Raw genomic sequence first — 15,519 nt, 5'->3', positions numbered from 1 at the left:
ATTCTCGCACCGCCACGGATGATCGGCTGCTCATCGGTCCTCCTCGGTCCCTTGCTCAGCGTAGGAGCTGCTGCTGCCGTGGCCGGCCGGCGGCAGGAAGCTGTCGCCGGCGGCTGCGCATGCCGGTGGAACGCCAGGGTGGAAGGGTCCTGCCGCCCGCGCGCGGTGGACCGGACAAGGAGGAGACGATGAGAACGACCGGCCTGGTCCGGGTGACGGTCGCCGCACCGCACCGCCGGATCGACGTCGCACTGCCCGAGCACTCGCCGGTGGCCGAGCTGCTGCCGGGACTGGTGCAGTACGCGGGTGACCATCTGGCCGACGAGGGCGCGCTGCACGGCGGCTGGGTCCTGCGGCGTGCCGACGGCCTGATGCTGGATCCCGGGCAGACGCTCGGCTCGCATCGGGTGCGCGACGGCGAGGTGCTGCACCTGGTCCCGCGCTCGACCGAGTGGCCGGAGATGGAGTACGACGACATCGTCGACGCCATCGCCCGAGGAGCCGGCCGGACCGGACGCGCCTGGACGCCCCGGCAGACCCGGTACGCCGGACTGACCGGTGGCGCCTTCTGCGTGGCGCTGATCCTGGTGGCGCTGCTGCGTTCCACCTGGACGGCGGAGCCGGGCAACGCCTCGTGGTGGTCCCTCGGCGTCGCGTTCGGGTTGCTGTTCGCCGGGACCGCGGCGTCGCGCGCGCTGGGCGACGCGTCGCTCGGTGCGGTGCTCGGAGCCGTTGCGTTGCCCTGCGCAACGATCGGTGGGGCGCTCCTGGTCGGCGCGCCGCTGGCCGACTCCGGAGTCCCGCAGCTGCTGACCGCAAGCGCGGTCCTGGCGCTGGCCGGACTGGTCGGCCTGGTCGGCATCGCGGATCGCCAGGCGTTGTTCGCCGGGGCGGTGACGGCCGGACTGCTGGGAGTCCTCGGCGGCTGGCTGGCGTCGACCGACGCGCTGGACGCTCACCATGCGGCCGCCGTACTCGCCGGTGCGTTGCTGGCGTTCTCGCCGCTGTTCGGCTCGCTGTCGATCCGGCTCGGGCGCGTGCCGATGCCGGCGCTGCCGCTGACCACGGCCGATCTCGTCCGTGACGATCCCCAACCGCCTCGCTCGATGGTCTACCAGGCCGTCGTACGGGCTGACTCGTTGCTGACCGGCCTGTTGACCGGGTCCGCCGTGGTGGCGGCCATCTGCCAGCTCGTGCTGATCCGAAGCGAGCAGACGTCGGCGTACTGGTACGTCGGACTGCTCGCTGTCGGGTATCTCCTGCGCGGGCGGCTTTACCCGGTGGTGCGTCACCGACTGCCGATGGCTGCGGTCGGGGTGGCCGGTCTGGTCGGGCTGGCGGTCGGTCCGCTGATGTCGACTCACGGGCTGTCGTTCGTCGTGCCGCTGCTCCTGGTTGGCTGCGCGCTCGTCGTGGTGGCGGGGATCCAGGCCAGCACGCGCCGGTTGAGTCCCTACCTGGGACGGGCCGCCGAGCTGCTGGAGATCGTGGTCGTGCTGGCCGTCGTACCGGTGTGTTGCGCGGTGCTCGGCCTGTACGCCGTACTGCGTGGGCTGGGCGGTTGAGATGGCGTCCAAGCGGGACCAGCTGCAGTCGTACCAGTTCCTCGTCCAGCGGGTGGTGTCGGCGCTCGTCGTCCGGGAGACCGATCCCGAGCAGCCGCCGTTCCGCAAGCCGGCCGCCGCGGCGCTCGGCAGCGTCGCGCTGGCGATCCTGGTGCTGGCCGGGTTCGGCATCTTCGGACTGATCTCGCCCGGCGGCAAGAACGGGTGGCGCGACGGTGAGTCGATCATCGTCGAGAAGGAGACCGGCACGCGGTTCGTGTACGCCGAGGGGCGGCTGCACCCGGTCACCAACTACGTGTCCGCGCTGCTGGCGCTGAACCGGAACGCGGCGCTGACCACCGTGTCGCGCAAGTCGCTCGCGGACGTCCCGCGCGGCCCCCGGATCGGTATCGGTGACGCGCCGGACTCGCTGCCGGGACCGTCCGGGGTGCTCACCGGGAGCTGGTCGATCTGCTCGGTTCCGGACACCGACGAGACCGGTGCGCCGGTGGCGGAGTCCGTGCTGATGGTGGGGACGGCGCCCGGCGGCGGCCGGCAGCTCGGCGGCCAGAAGGTGGGCGACGCGCTGCTGGTGGCTGTGCGGGGAAGCGGCGACCAGTACCTGCTGTGGAACGGGTACCGGCACCGGATCGCTGCGGCCGACGCGGTGACGCTCGGCCCGGTCCTGAGATCGGAGCCCTGGGCAACGATCGGTTCTGAGCTGGTCGACGCGCTGCCCCTGGGCGAGCCGCTCCGGCCGATCCGCGTCGCCGAGGTGGGACAGCCGTCGCGGGCGGTGCCGTCGAAGGCGGTCAGAGCCGGACAGGTGCTGGTGATGACGGCGGCCGGCGGGAGCGCGCAGTACTTCCTGGCCGAGCGCGACGCGCTGCGGCCGATCAGCGAGCTGCAGTACGAGATCCAGCTGGCCTTCGCTCCGACGGCGACGGCGTACGGCGGCCGGCAGCCGGTCGGCGTACCGCTGGGGTTGATGGAGGCGGGCCGGGCGAAGCGGTCCGACCCGGTGCGGCCCACCGTCGGCCAGCTGCCGGACAACCGCCCGGAGTTCGTCACCCCTCCGGATGCCGGTCCGACGATGTGCGCGACCTTCGAGCCGGGGCAGAGCGTGCCGCGGCTCTCGGTCGACGTCGCGCTGCCGGCTCGCGACGAACGCACGGCGACAGCGGTCAGCACGTCCCGCGGGACCCGCCTGGCCGATCGGGTGGTCGTCCCGCCCGGTCGCGTCGCGCTCGTCGAAACGATGTCGGCCGACAGCACGCCTGCGCCAGGTCTGGGCCTGGTCAGCGACCTCGGCATCTACTACCCGCTCGCGGGCGCCGACGTCCTGGAGACCCTCGGCTACGCGGGTTCCCAGCCCGTCCGCATGCCCGCCTCGCTGGTGGCTCGTCTGCCGACCGGGAGCCCGCTGGATCCGAGCACTGCCCGCCGGCCCGTCCCGACCAGCCTCGGCTGAGATTCCTGCACAAGCAGGCCCGCCCCTGTGCATCAGGGGCGGGCCTTGGTGCGGGTGTCGTCAGAGACCTGAGCGACGCGGGCGGCGAGGTGGGGGTGCCGTTGCCGCCGCCGGAGCCGGTGGCGTGGGAGCCTCGTCCACCTGCCACAGCTCCTCGTCCAGCAGTTGAACCGTGCGCTGCTCGGTCTCCTGCCGTCGCTGTGTCCGTGCGGTGACCGGCGCCGCGGCGTCCGGCCGGACAGCCCGCCCCCGCAACTTCGCCGGTACGCCGGGAACGCCGCCGACCGGCTTGACCCGTCCGGGCGGCTGCCGATCCGCCGTGCCGGGGCGTGGGGCACCGGGCGAACTCTGGCCGAGCGCACCCGGCGGCGGCATCATCGGCGGGGTCATCCGGCCGGAACCGTTGCCCTGGGCATTGGTCGGGACGTACGGCGCCGGTGGCACCGGTGCCTCGGCCGCGGGCAGCATGGGACGGCCGCCGAGCCCGCGCGTCGCCTGCGCCGTACCGCCTTCGAGCCGGCCGACCTCCTTGAGGTGACCGAGTCCCTCGAGCCGTCCCAGCTCCGGCCGGACCGGACCGCGCGACCCGCCACCACCGCCGCCACTTGCGATACCCGGCAGGTTGACGGCGGTGCGGGGCGGGAGCGGAGTCAGCGGCGGCAGGTTGGTTTGCGGCGGCAGTGGCGGCAACGGTGGCAGCGGCGGTGGGAGCAGGGGACGCGGGGTGACCGGCGGCGGAGGAGTGACGGCCGGCGGGGTGACCGGAGTCGGCGTCGGCAGCCCGGACAGCGACGGGCCATCAGGGAGTCCACTCGGTCCGCCTGGAGCGCCAGCGGGTCCACCAGGCGCACCACCGGGGGCACCGCCAGGCGCGCCACTGGGAGCACCGCCAGGCGCTCCACCGGGCGTACCCGCGGGTGCACCGCCCGGCAGACCGGCTGGTCCACCCGGCGCACCGCCAGGAGGACCACCCGGAGCGCCACCGGGCGCACCACCGGGCGCACCGCCCGGAATCGCTGCGGGAGCACCGCCCGGCGTACCGGCGGGCCCGGCGGCAGCAGGACCAGCGGCCGACGGCGTCGTGGCCGCTGTGACACCACCGTCGCTCATCGGTCCCGTCCACGGCACGCTGGGCGCACTCGCGGCGATCGATCGGCCTGCTTCACCGAGCTGCGCACCGAGCGTCTTCAGGATTCCGGCCGAGATCTGCGGGATCTCCTGCAGCCGGCCCGCCACACTGCCGGCGATCTCGGCGGAGGTGCCGGACAAGGCCAGCAGCTGGTTGAACTCGTCCCGCAGAGCCTGGATGTCGTTCCGGGCCGTTTCGAGGTTCGTCTTCAGGGACTCCAGCGTCGGACCGATGTCCGGCGCGGCGGCCCAGCTCTCCAGCGATCCCCGCGCCCCCTCGGACCGCTGCGCGAACGCGTCACCGGCGTCGTCCATCCACTCACCGTGCAGTGCGGCGGTCGCGCCGTGCAGGCCCTCGGACGCCGCGCGGACCTCGGCCTTGAAGGCGTTCCAGCCCGCGACGACGTCGGCGTAGGTGGCGGCATGGTCGAGCTCGGTCTGCACCAGCTGCAGGTGTTCGTCGAGCACGGTCATCGATTGCCTCCTTCGTTCCCGGCGGTCAGCAGCGGCTCCAGTACGCCGGCCATCCCGTCCTGTTCCGTGCCGGTGTCTCCGGCCGGGCTCGCGGTTCCGGCCAGACCGGGCAGCCAGTCCTCGCCGGCGGTGTGGTGCTCGGTCGCGGCGATCTTCTCGGTCTGGGTCGTGTCGTTGGCCTGGTAGTCGTTGTGGCACTGCATGACGATGTCCTTGAAGGCGGTGAAGCCACGGTCCGCCTCGGTGAGGAACGCGAGCCCCTTCGCGAACAACTCGTTCACCCCGGCCGCCAGCGCGCCGCACTCGGGCAGGCCGCCGCAGGCCGTCATCGGGTTCGCGGTGATCACCGCCAGGTTCGGATTCTTCAGGCTCAAGGCGAACGTGCTCATCGCCTGGGTCTCCTCGATCCACATCTGTCCGCTCATCAGATCTCCACTCGGTCGGGGACGGGTACTAGGTGTCCTGGGCTGGTGGCAGCCAGGCCAGCTGGATCAGTTCGGGAGCGGCCCGGTGGCGCACCAGCCGGCCGCGGCCAGGGGGCAGCGACTCGGGCTTCACGCCGCCCAGCAACGGGCCCTCGAGCTTGTCGCCGGACAGCATCAGGCCGGGTGAGCCGACGTCGCGCATCCGCGCGATGAACGGCTCGTACAGCGCTCGCCCGGCGCCGTTCATCCGGCGCGTGACGATCAGGTGCAGACCGATGTCCCGGCCGTGCTGCACGTAGTCGAGCAGCGGCAGGAACGGGTTGTCCATGGTCGTCGCGACCAGGTCGTAGTCGTCGACCAGTACGAACAGCTCGGGACCCGACCACCAGCTGCGCCGGCGCAGCTGGGCGGGCGTGATGTCCTTGGGCGGCAGCCGGTCGGCCATGCCGCGCGCGGCCTCCCGCATCAGCTCCGTGGTCAGGCCGCGGTCGGTTCCGTACCCGAGCAGGTAGGGGCGGTCGACGACGCCGAGCAGTGCGCGCCGGTGGTCCACCAGCAGGATCCGGGCCTCGGACGGCTGGTAGCTCGCGGTGATCCGGCGGGCCAGCACGCGCAGCAGATCGGTCTTGCCCGACTCGGCGTCGCCGAACACCAGCAGATGGGGCTCGGTCAGGAAGTCCAGCTGGACCGGTCCGAGGTCGTTCTCCGAGACGCCGATCGTCAGGCGGTGGCCCTGACCGTCGGGCCGGTCGCGCACCGCCAGTTCGTCGTACGGGAGCTCGGCGGGCAGCAGCCGGATCCGCGGTGCCGGCGTGCCCGGCCACGCCTGGGCGACCGCGCTGACGAGTTCGGCCGGCCCCTCGGTGAGCTGCGGCAGTGCGATCAGCAGGTGATGCTTGGCGCTGGTCACACCGCGACCCGGCCGGCCCTCGGGCACGCTCAGCGCGGTGATCCGGTCCGTCATCGAGTCGAGCGGATCGCCGAGCCGCAGCTCGAGCCGGGTTCCGAGTAGGTCGCGGATGTTGAGTTTCAGCTCGTACGGACGGGCGCAGCTCAGCACCACGTGCACCCCGTACGACAGGCCGCGGGCGGCGAGGTCGGCGACCGTCGCCTCGAGGTCCTCGAAGTCGGTCCGCAGCGATCCCCAGCCGTCGATCACCAGGAACACGTCGCCGTACGGGTCGTCGGCGAACTGCCCGGCAGCGCGGCGCCGCCGGTAGTCCGCGATCCCGTCGATCTCGTGCTCGGCGAACTGCCTTTCCCGGCGAGCGAGCACCCCCGCGACCTCGGCCACGGTCCGGCGTACGGCGCCGGTGCTCTGCCGGGCGGCGACCCCACCGACGTGGGGGAGACCGCGCAGCGTGGACAGCGAGCCGCCACCGAAGTCGAGGCAGTAGAACTGGACCTCGGCCGGCGTGTGGGTGAGCGCGAGCGAGGTCACGATCGCCTGCAGGGCGGTGCTCTTGCCACTCTGCGGACCACCGATCACCACGACGTGCCCCGCTCCGCCGGACAGGTCGAGGACCAGCGAGTCCCGCCGTTGGTCGAGCGGCCGATCGACCAGTCCGACCACGGCGTGCAGCCGGCCGCGCAGCTGCGGATCCGCCGGAGTCAGACCACGCGCCGGATCGACGACCAGGTCACCCAGCAACTCCCCGACCGAGGCGGACTCGTCCAGCGGCGGCAGCCAGACCTGATGGGCCGGCGTGCCCTGGCCGGCCAGCCGGTCGACCAGGATGTCGAGCAGGCTCTCGCCCACGGCGTCGTCGTCGGGCTCGGCCAGGGCCGCTTCAGGCTGCTCCTCCACGACCGGAGCCCGGTAGCTGGTCGAGTACTCCATCGGTTCCAGCACGGACTCCAACAGTCGTCCGCCGAAGCCGCGGCGGGGCCGGACATGCACCCCCGAGACGTACGCCGAACGGAACCGCACCAGGGGCTCCGTGCCCGACTTGATGAACCCGTGTCCCGGCGGCCTCGGCAGGTGGAAGGCGTCGCCGTTGCCGAGCACCGAGCGGCTGTCGGACTCCGAGAAGGTCCGCAGGGCGATCCGGTACGACAGGTGGGCGTCGAGCCCGCGCAGCCGTCCTTCCTCCAGGCGCTGGCTGGCCAGCAGCAGGTGGACGCCGAGCGAGCGTCCGACCCGGCCGATCTGCACGAACGTCTCGATGAAATCCGGCTTGGCGCTCAGCAGCTCGCTGAACTCGTCCACGATCACCAGCAGACTGGGAACCTCCGGCAACGGCACGCCGGCCGTCCGGGCCTTCTCGTAGTCGCGCAGCGACGAGTAGTTGCCTGCAGCCCGTAACAGCTCCTGACGGCGGAGCAGTTCGCCGTTCAGCGCGTCGGTCATCCGGTCGACCAGGTGCAACTCGTCGGCGAGGTTGGTGATCACCGCGCTGGTGTGGGGCAGCGCGTCCAGCCGGGTGAAGGTCGCACCACCCTTGAAGTCCACCAGGGCGAAGTTGAGCGAGCGCGGTGGATGCGTGACGGCCAGGCCGAGCACCAGCGTGCGCAGCAGTTCGCTCTTGCCGGAGCCGGTCGCGCCGATCAGCAAACCGTGCGGCCCCATGCCGTCCTGCGCCGACTCCTTGAGGTCGATCTCGATCGGCGTACCGTCCGGACGGATCCCGAACCGCAGCCGCAGCCGGTCCCGGTTGGGACGCTGCACCCAGGTGGAGGCCGGGTCGAACGCGTACGGATCGCCGAGCTCCAGCAGCTCGGCCAGACCCAGCTCGGTGCTCAGCGGCTGCTCGCCGACCGGTTGGGCGGTCAGCCGCAGTGGCGCCAATTGCCGGGCCAGCGCCTCGGCCAGCTCGATCGTGAGCTCGTCGGCGCGCCCCAGTTCGGTCTGGCCGTCCACGGTCTCGCTGCTCAACGTCCCGTCGGCGGTGACGTTCAGTACGACGCAGGACGGTTCCAGGATGCGTGGGGGCGGCGTGGTCAGGTCGACCACCGTCACGCCCTCGACCCCGCCGCCGGTCATCAGATGGTCCGACCCTTCGACCGCGCCGCCGTCCAGTACGACGACCAGCTGGGCGCCGGTGCCGCGCGGATCGTTGCCGGGATCGAACCGCGGCCGGTTGGCCAGCAGGTCGTCCAGCATGGCCTCCACCCCGGTGATCGAGGAGGCCACCAGCCGCAGCGGGCCGAGGGCATCGGTCTTCACCGGGTGCAGTGCGTGCGGCAACCACTTCAGCCAGTCCCAGTCCGGCCGGCTGCGAGGTGCCGCGCTGACCGCGACCCGCAGGTCGTCGGGCGCCTGAAGCGTGGCCAGCTGGCCGAGCAGCGCGCGGACCAGTCCCAGCGACCGCTGGTGATCACCCCGGACGTAGATCCGGCTGAAGCCGTTGACCGCGATCGCGAGCGGCAGCTCGGGCACCGACGCGTACGTCGCGACGAACCGCCGCAAGGCCGACGCGGACAGGGGTTCCAGCCGTTCGAGCGGCTGCGTGTCCGGCGGGACCAGTTTCACCGGCGTGCTCTGGGCGCCGGTGCCGATCCGCGCGACCGCGAAGTCCGGGTCGTCGCGGCGGCGTTCCCACAACCGGAAGCTCTGGGCCAGCACCCACAGCGACGCCGGGTCCGGGTGCAGGTAGTGCATCGCGGCACGCTGGCGGTCGATCGAGCGGCGCAGCCGGATCCGGTGCTGGGCCAGCTGCCGCAGATAGGTGCGCCGGGCAACGGCCATTTCCCGCCGGTTCGCTCCGCCGGACTGGACCACCGACACGATCACCATGCCGATCACCGCGGCGCCGAACAGACCGAACACGACCAGCCGCAGACCGCCGCGCAGGGTGCCGGAGAAGGTCAGCAGCATCGCGCCCATGATCGCCACCATCGGCAGCATCATCAGCGCCTGCGTCCACTGCCGGCCGGTCGCCGCCGGGATCTCGGGTGGTGCTTCCAGCAACAACTCGCCGGACGGCAGGTCCGGCGCGGGCCGGCGGTGCGGCCGGCGCACGATCATCGTGGCCACGTCGGCGTCTCCTCGGCTCGGTGCGGCGGGAACTCGAACCTAGAGCGGGCGAGCGGCGCCCGGACGGGTATGGCAGGAACGTGACGCGGAGCCCGGAGGCCCGCGCGCACTGCCTACGTTCGGCAACGACGGTCCAGGAGACCTCACTCCCGGCCGACGCGACGTACGAGAGGAGCACCATGGCAATCGGCGACCAGATGGATCTGGTGACAGAGTCCGCGCAACACGCTCATGCGATGTCGACGACGGTCTCGTCGGGACTGCAGGGCAGTGCCACCTCGCTGGCCGGACAGGTCGGCGCGGTCATCCCGGCGCGCTGGGACATGGACCAGTCGGTGGCGTTCAGCCGCGCCCACGACAAGTGGCAGGCGGGCATGGCGCAGCTCGTCACCGCGCTGGACAAGCTCGGCACCGACACCAGGTCGGCCGAGGGCGACTACACCAACACCGACATGGCGCAGGCGACCGTGTTCAACGGCGTCGAGGCACCGGCGTTCAACGGCCAGCTGGCCTGACCCGAGAGGATTCGAGAGATGCCACGCAAACTGTGTGACTTCACCGCGGTCGGCGGCCTGGCCGACCAGGTCGCCGCGACCCACCGCAAGGTCGAGGCGGACATGGAGAGCTGGGCCCGCACCGCCGGGCTCACCGAGGCGGACTGGCAGGACGGCGCCGGTACCAAGTTCGGCGAGGTGAGCCGGGCCTGGGGCGTGGTCGCCGCGGCGCACCAGGAGATGCAGATGGCGATCCGGCAGGCCACCGTGCAGGCCGTCGCCGAGAACGCCGCGACGGTGGCTCGCAGCGCCGCCCGGTTCGGCTGAACCACGCGGCACCGAGAACGGCCCCGGGAGCTCCTCAGCTCCCGGGGCCGTTGTCCGTGCCGGTTCAGCGTTCCGCCGGTGGGGCGGGCAGCAGGAAGAGCTGGTCCGGCGGATCGTCCCGCTCGCGGTCGGCTCGGGGCTGGGCACCCCGGGCGGGTACCCAGCCCCGGCGTACGCCGTGGGGCAGCACGAGCGCCAGGGCGAGGACGACGAGCGCAGCCGCGCCGACGAACAGGCTCTTGCCCCAGGCAACAGACATCAGCCGGTGGCGTTCGGCGGCGGCCTGCACGACGGCCGGTTCCGGTGCCGGCGACGCCACCGCGACCGCGATCCGCGGGCGAGTCGTGCTCAGCCCCTCACCGACAGCGCGATAGGGATCGACCACCCCGGCGCCGTACTGCCATCGTGCTCCTCCTCCGCGGGCGGGCGACGCGGTGGCGATCAGTCGTTGCTGCACCTGTCGCGCGGTCAGCCGCGGCCAGGCAGCACGCACCAGCGCCGCCGTTCCGCTGACGAAGGGCGTGGCGAAGCTCGTACCGGTCACGTAGGTGTGACCACCGCGCCGGGTCGGTGCGAGTACCTGGCCACCGGGCGCGACCAGGTCGACGTACGGGCCGGCCTGCGAACTACTCGTCCGTTGCCCGTCGATGTCGATCGCGCCGACGCCGAGCACGCCGTCGTACGCCGCCGGGTACGACGGCAGGCTGACCCCGTCCTCGCGCTGGTTGTTGCCCACGGCAGCGATCACCAGGACGTCGCGCGCTTGTGCGTAGGCGACGGCCGACCGGACCGCCGGATAGTCGACCGTGCCCGCGATCGACAGATTGAGCACCTTCACGCGCTGGTCGGCGGCGTACCGGATGCCCTCGGCCAGCGCGACCGGCGAGATCTGGTTCGGGTCCGTGCCGTTGGCCGCTCGCTCGGTGACGCGGACCGGCAGGATGCGAGCGTCCGGAGCGACACCGTGGAACCCGATCCCACCGGTGGGCGTGGCCGCGATGATGCCGGCGACCGCCGTACCGTGGGAGTCGCAGTCGAAATCGGCCCGCAGCGTTCCGCTCGCGGAGTAGAAGTCCTCGCCGCGCCGGACCTTGCCGCGCAGTTGCGGGTGGTCCGCGTCCACACCGCTGTCGACCACACCGACGAGCACTCCGCTGCCGGTACTGCGCGCCCAGACCCGATCGGCGTCGAGCATCTGCTGCGCCCACGGAAGCTGGCGGACGACCGGCCGGCCGGGGTCCGCGTTCGGGCACAGTCCAGACGGTGGCGCCGCCGAGGCCGGGAGCGCGGCCACCAGCGGCATCAGCAGTCCGATCGCCGTCAAACCTTGTCGCAACACCCAGCCATCTTCCGGAGGACCGGCGCGCCGGACGCGGTGCTGTCCTCTAGCGGCCACCACCATCGCAGGCGGTTGCCGGCGCCCGAGACTCACTGCCATCGACATCGAGGGGGACAGGAGGACCAGGATGGCAGTGGCCGAACCGTCCAACGACTTCGGCCTGTGGGCCGAGGTGAAGGCCATCACCGGCTGGCCGGACACCGACGAGGACCGCGTCCAGGGGCTGGCCGAAGCGTGGACCGCGTCCGCGGGCCACTTCGCCACCGCGGCCGCGGCGGATCCGAGCGCGGGAGGCTGGCAGGACGAGGCCGGTACGGCGTACGCACAGCGGGCCGGTCAAGCGGTGACCACTGCCGCGACGATGGACCAAGGGATGCAGGTCCTGGCCTCGGGCGCGGAGCTGTTCGCCGCCGAGGTGCGGCAGACCAAGCAGGCGATCGCGGACTACATCGACCAGTGTGTGGCCCTGTACGGCGCTGCCGCGAGTCTGCCGGGCGGCGTGGACGCGGCGTTCCGGCAGACGTTCGTCAGCCAGGTCGCTGCGGAGGTGCGGCAGCTCCTGCAGGACACCGCGGACAGGATCCGCACGACCCTCGCTCCCTTTCAGGAGCTGATCAGCGGCGGGACGGCCGGCGTCGAGACGTACTCCGCCCTCAACCGCACCATCCGCGGTGGGCTGGCGCTGAGCGCCGATGTGGCGAACGCCCGCGCGCAGAACCTCTACCGCGGCATCGAAGGCCTGATCACCGCGCACCTGACGGCCCTCGGCAAGAGCCCGAGCGAGATCAACCGCGCTCTGGCCGGCATCGAGCAGCGCAATCTCCTGCAGGCGCGGGGCGTCGCCGACGCCGCTCAGCAGCTCGCCGACAGCCGGTACGCCGACTTCGCCAAGGCGGTCGTACCGGCGTCGAAGTTCATGAAGTCCGTGGCCGGGGTCGGGGTGGTCAGCGACGCGTACGACCTGATCAAGAACCCGGACGGGGAGACCGGAGTGCGCCGCGGAATCTCGGTGGCCGCGGACCTGGCCGGGATCGGCGCGGGAGGTGCGGCGCTCGCCGCGGGCGCGGGGCTGGTGGCGCTGACCCCGGTCGGCCTGGGGCTGGTCGCCGCCGGATTGGTGTTCTCCGGCGGCTGGGCAGCCGGGGAGTACGTCTACGACCACTGGGACGACATCACCCACGGCGCGCAGGTCGCGGGTGACTGGGTAGGAGGGCTGGTGTCATGACCGTGCACGGACGTGAGGTGCTGACCAGCTTCACCGACGAGGAACTGGCCGCGATCGCCGGCCCGGACCAGGAAGTGGTCGCGCCGATGCCGTGGCTCGACCAGCAACCGGTCGAGCAGCGCGAGCTGACGCTGTCGGTCGCGTTGCGCGGGCTCGTGGCCCGCGGCGTGGTCGAGCAGGTGGACCACGACCGCGAGACCGACTCCCTCGTCCTCTCGCTGTCCGCGCAAACCCAAGCCCTGCTGACGATGCGCCACACCGTGTCGGCGGTCGTGATCGCCGAACGTCAGACCGCACGCGGCAAGCATGCGATCGTGCAGTACTTCGGCGACGGTGTGCTCGAGGAGGACGTCGACCAGTCCGGGCTGCACACGTTCAGCGTCTGCTCGGACCAGCACGCTCTGGACGGCCTCGTCGAGCTGTGCGATCCGGCCGATGTGGCCGGCGATCACACCGGGGAGGCCGAGGTGCTCACCGACCACGCCGTACCGGCGTCGCTGGACGACGCGGTCGCGGTCACGGTGTTCGCCGGGGTCACCCAGGGACCGTACGGCGAACCTCGGCAGGAGCGGCTGGCCGTGTACGCGTTCGCCGATCACGTGCTGCTCGCGCACCGTCCGCTGCATGCCACCGACCTGGTGCTGCGCCGGGTGAGCAGCCAGTCGCTGCGGAGGGCGATCGGCGCGCTGACAGGAAGAGGTCAGCCGGATCGCTGGTGAGTTGCGACGAGCCACACTCGAGCCACCCTGCCGCGACGAGACGAGGAGACACCGATGCAGGATCTGGACAGCGGTCCACGGCCGCCTCGCCTGGACCACGAGAGGTTGCGGACGAATCTGCTGACCGTCCAGCAGGAGCTGGGCCGGGTCCGTGCCACCGCGGACTCCGACGACGGTCTGGTCAGCGCGACGGTCGGCGGCCGCGGCGAGTTGCTCGACCTGGTGCTGGACCCGAGGATCTATCGCAGTACCGATTCCACCGCGCTGGCCGAGACGATCCTCGGCACCGTCCGCGACGCCGTCGAGCTCGCGGCCGACGAGGCGTTCGAGCTCACTCGCGATGTGCTGTCCGCCAAGGCGACCCGCGACCGCGCCGACCTGGCCTTCGACCCCTTGCTGGAGCAACTCGATCGCGGAGGCAGGCCATGACCGCCGGCGGAATGATGGACATGGTCCCCGAGCAGGTGGAACCGCGGATCAAGGCCCTCGCGGACACCGGTACCACGCTGGCCTCCGGCTGGGAGGGCGCCAAAGCAGCGATCGCGGCCGCCGAGGGCGGGATCGGCAGCGGTCCGCTGGCCGAGGCGTTCCGGGCCAACTACGCGCCCGCGACACAAGCCGTGCGCACTGCGGCCGACCCGGTCCCGGGCGAGTTCCAGTACGTCGCGTCGGCCGGCTCGCAGGGCGTCGCGGACTACCGGTCCGTCGATCAGCCCGGCCTGTTCGGCTTCCCCAGCTGAGCCGCGGAGGCTGACGATGCCCGTTCCCGAACCACCGAGTGATCTGGGCCTGTGGCCGGCAGTGAAGGCCCTCAGCAGCTGGCCCGAAACCGATGAGGACGCCGTCCGGGCTCTGGGCGACGGCTGGCAGCAGGCCGCGGCGGGCTTCGAGGCCGCCGCCGGGTACGACGTCGGCAGCGTGCTGGGCAGTTGGGCCGACACTGCGGGCGTCGCCATGGTCGACCGCACCGGCCAGGCCCTGATCGCGGCTCAGCAGAGCGCGCGGTCGATGCAGCAGCTCGCAGGCCAGGCCAGCCACTTCGCCGACGCGGTCACGCAGACCAAAACGGCTGTCAGCAACCTGATCCGCGACAACCTCGGCCGGTACGCCGCCCTGATGGCGCTGCCGAGCGGCACCGCCGAGGCGTTCCAGACCTCGTTCGTGAACGAGCTGGCGAACGCCGTCAACACCTACACCGCTCAGATGGCCGCGAAGGTCGCCGCAGACAGCTCCACCCTTGCCGCCGGCCTTACCCCCGCTGCGGTGACTGCTCCGCCTCCCGGTGCGTCACCCGACCAGGTCAAGGCCTGGTGGGACAGCCTGACCGACGAGCAACGCGCCACCGTGCTGCGCGATTCACCGGACCAGATCGGCAACCTCGACGGCATCCCCGCCACCATCCGCGACGCGGCGAACCGGTCGATGCTCGACCAGCAGCTCGCCGCGCTGCAGGCCGAGCGGGGTGCCCTGGCGCAGAAGCTGGAGACGCAGAACAAGACCCCGGCCGGGCCGTTGTACACCGACATCCTGGAACTTCGCGAGCTCGACGAGAAGATCGCCGGGGTGGGGCAGATCCAGCAGCGCCTGGCCGAGGCACCGGCGGGGCAGCCGCCCGCGTTCCTGCTCGGCCTCGACCCGACCGGCGACGGACAAGCGATCGTTGCCATCGGCAACCCGGACACCGCGGGCAACGTCGCGACGATGGTGCCGGGAACCACCGCCAGGCTGGGCACGTTCGGCGGCGAGATGGCCAGGGCCGACCTGCTCTGGCAGTCGGCGCAACGGGCCGGATCGCCGTCCACCTCGGTGGTCGCGTGGCTCGGCTACGACGCGCCGGACGAGATTCCCAACGCCTCGAGCGCGAGCTACGCCGACGGGGCGGTCAAACCGCTGCAGGACTTCCAGAACGGGCTGCGGTCCACCCACGAGGGCCCGCGGTCGCTGAACACCGTGGTCGGGCACAGCTACGGCACCACGGCGATCGGTCACGCCGCGGTGAAGGGCAGCCTGGACGCCGACCAGATCGAGTTCGTCGCCAGTCCCGGCGTGCTGGCCGAGACGGTGACCGACCTGCACCTCGACGGTGTGCCGGCGGCCGACGTGGGGCGCCGGGTGTTCTCCACCGTCTCGGCGACCGACCCGATCAACGTCACCAACCTGCCCGGCGTCGACGCCCTCGGCCCCGATCCGGCCGGGCCGAGTTTCGGCGGGCGTACCTTCGAGTCGCCGCGCGGCGGTGACCTGCACATCCCGGTCGAGGGCGGTGGTGAGTTCGTGATCCCGCAACTGGAGAACCACTGGCACAGCTCGTACTTCGAGGGCAGCCTGGACCCGGCGCAGCCGCGCAATCCCACCCTGGACGAGACAGGTCAGATCATCGCGGGCAACCGCCGGTGA

At 72.1% G+C, this 15,519-nt stretch carries 13 protein-coding genes; 9 read left to right on the top strand and 4 right to left on the bottom strand.

The genetic code is table 11. The annotated features are described in order from the left end of the window. Window positions 1-188: 188 nt before the first annotated feature. On the top strand, window positions 189-1,565 hold the full coding sequence (gene eccD / locus BWI15_RS28570) for a type VII secretion integral membrane protein EccD (protein ID WP_077017652.1): 1,377 nt from the start codon (window positions 189-191) through the stop codon (window positions 1,563-1,565). A gap of 1 nt (window position 1,566) precedes the next feature. Beyond that, a complete protein-coding gene (gene eccB / locus BWI15_RS28565) occupies window positions 1,567-3,015 on the top strand; it encodes a type VII secretion protein EccB (RefSeq protein WP_077017651.1) in 1,449 nt (482 codons plus the stop codon). A gap of 60 nt (window positions 3,016-3,075) precedes the next feature. Here the strand turns inward: eccB and BWI15_RS39550 are convergent, their stop codons facing one another. From BWI15_RS39550 to eccCa, 3 genes are read right to left on the bottom strand one after another with little or no spacing between them, the layout of a single operon-like run. Continuing rightward, a complete protein-coding gene (locus BWI15_RS39550; RefSeq protein WP_168197389.1) occupies window positions 3,076-4,617 on the bottom strand; it encodes a hypothetical protein in 1,542 nt (513 codons plus the stop codon). Then, a complete protein-coding gene (locus tag BWI15_RS28555) occupies window positions 4,614-5,042 on the bottom strand; it encodes a hypothetical protein (protein ID WP_143465925.1) in 429 nt (142 codons plus the stop codon). The genes BWI15_RS39550 and BWI15_RS28555 overlap by 4 nt, the downstream gene beginning before the upstream one ends. A 28-nt stretch (window positions 5,043-5,070) precedes the next feature. Further along, window positions 5,071-9,009 (bottom strand): type VII secretion protein EccCa, encoded by a 3,939-nt coding sequence (eccCa, locus tag BWI15_RS28550; RefSeq protein ID WP_237771634.1) that lies wholly within the window; start codon window positions 9,007-9,009, stop codon window positions 5,071-5,073. Window positions 9,010-9,197: 188 nt separating this feature from the next. On the opposite strand from eccCa, the gene BWI15_RS28545 reads away from it, so the two are divergent. Continuing rightward, window positions 9,198-9,533: a WXG100 family type VII secretion target gene (locus BWI15_RS28545; protein WP_077017648.1), complete on the top strand. Its 336-nt coding sequence runs from the start codon at window positions 9,198-9,200 to the stop codon at window positions 9,531-9,533. An 18-nt stretch (window positions 9,534-9,551) separates the two neighbouring features. After that, entirely contained in the window at window positions 9,552-9,839 is a 288-nt protein-coding gene (locus BWI15_RS28540) for a hypothetical protein (RefSeq protein ID WP_077017647.1), read from the top strand. A 64-nt stretch (window positions 9,840-9,903) separates the two neighbouring features. Here BWI15_RS28540 and mycP read toward each other — a convergent pair whose 3' ends face one another. Continuing rightward, the gene (mycP, locus tag BWI15_RS28535; RefSeq protein WP_237771499.1) at window positions 9,904-11,178 is read right to left on the bottom strand and encodes a type VII secretion-associated serine protease mycosin; all 1,275 of its coding nucleotides are present in this window, start codon (window positions 11,176-11,178) and stop codon (window positions 9,904-9,906) included. Between the two features lie 127 nt (window positions 11,179-11,305). On the opposite strand from mycP, the gene BWI15_RS28530 reads away from it, so the two are divergent. Genes BWI15_RS28530 through BWI15_RS28510 form a run of 5 tightly spaced genes read left to right on the top strand, consistent with a single transcriptional unit; the run spans window position 11,306 to window position 15,519 of the window. Beyond that, window positions 11,306-12,403, top strand: a complete 1,098-nt coding sequence (locus BWI15_RS28530) for a WXG100-like domain-containing protein (RefSeq protein WP_077017646.1) — start codon at window positions 11,306-11,308, stop codon at window positions 12,401-12,403. Beyond that, a complete protein-coding gene (locus tag BWI15_RS28525) occupies window positions 12,400-13,122 on the top strand; it encodes a hypothetical protein (RefSeq protein ID WP_077017645.1) in 723 nt (240 codons plus the stop codon). The genes BWI15_RS28530 and BWI15_RS28525 overlap by 4 nt, the downstream gene beginning before the upstream one ends. A 54-nt stretch (window positions 13,123-13,176) precedes the next feature. Further along, window positions 13,177-13,551 carry a YbaB/EbfC family nucleoid-associated protein gene (locus BWI15_RS28520; protein ID WP_077017644.1) on the top strand — a complete coding sequence of 125 codons (375 nt, stop codon included), beginning with the start codon at window positions 13,177-13,179 and terminating at the stop codon, window positions 13,549-13,551. After that, window positions 13,548-13,862 (top strand): hypothetical protein, encoded by a 315-nt coding sequence (locus BWI15_RS28515; RefSeq protein WP_077017643.1) that lies wholly within the window; start codon window positions 13,548-13,550, stop codon window positions 13,860-13,862. The genes BWI15_RS28520 and BWI15_RS28515 overlap by 4 nt, the downstream gene beginning before the upstream one ends. Before the next feature lie 16 nt (window positions 13,863-13,878). Beyond that, a complete protein-coding gene (locus BWI15_RS28510) occupies window positions 13,879-15,519 on the top strand; it encodes a WXG100-like domain-containing protein (RefSeq protein ID WP_083751080.1) in 1,641 nt (546 codons plus the stop codon).

Source organism: Kribbella sp. ALI-6-A, from assembly GCF_001984195.1.
Lineage (GTDB): Bacteria > Actinomycetota > Actinomycetes > Propionibacteriales > Kribbellaceae > Kribbella.
The sequence above is the reverse complement of the archived record's forward strand: the minus strand, read 5'-3'. Positions and strand labels throughout refer to the sequence as shown.